The following is a 588-nucleotide window of genomic DNA, read 5'->3' on the forward strand; positions in this document are numbered from 1 at the left end:
CCTCAAGGCTGGTTTCCATTCAGCCCCAAAAGTGCAATCCCGTTAGCACCGTTCAAATCTGCATCTCCCTCCCAGCTACAAGCCGGGTTGACACAACGAAAATGCTTCCCTTCCCGCTGCCCAAGCCACAAACACCGGTGACAAGTTTGCCAAGTGTAGGCAGGCGGTACTACCACCACCTCCACCCCCGCTCTGGCTGCCTTGTAGTGCACAAACTGTCTCCACTGGGAGAACGCCCCTCGCGCTAGCGGGCCGTAGGCCTCACTGTTTGACCGCCGCCGCTCCGTCTTGCTGCGCGGCTGTTGGTTGGTACGTTCTCTCATCCCAGTCCAGTCCTCCAAGGCAATGAGGCTGCAGGTAGCTTTGGCCCTAGCAACAATCGCTAAGGACTCCGTCCCGCTGACGCGAGTAGAGATGCAGTGGTTCACCCAGGCTTGAAAGCGTCTCTCCCGACCAGACAGCCGTTGCAACAGCTCCCGACACCTGCGCCGAGTGCTGCGTGGGCCCTGACTGGCCTTGCGTTGGAGAACCGCTCTCAAGCGGGAGTAGTGATCCCTCACCTTATTTAGCTGCTGTCCATTCCAGTTA

At 58.8% G+C, this 588-nt stretch carries 1 pseudogene; it reads right to left on the reverse strand.

Features of this window, described 5'->3' with window-relative positions:
* Nucleotides 1–5: 5 nt before the first annotated feature.
* Nucleotides 6–588, reverse strand: a pseudogene (locus tag NW858_RS11630) (zinc ribbon domain-containing protein); the annotation flags it as partial.

The sequence above is a fragment of the Synechococcus sp. H55.10 genome, assembly GCF_047502715.1.
GTDB lineage: Bacteria > Cyanobacteriota > Cyanobacteriia > Thermostichales > Thermostichaceae > Thermostichus.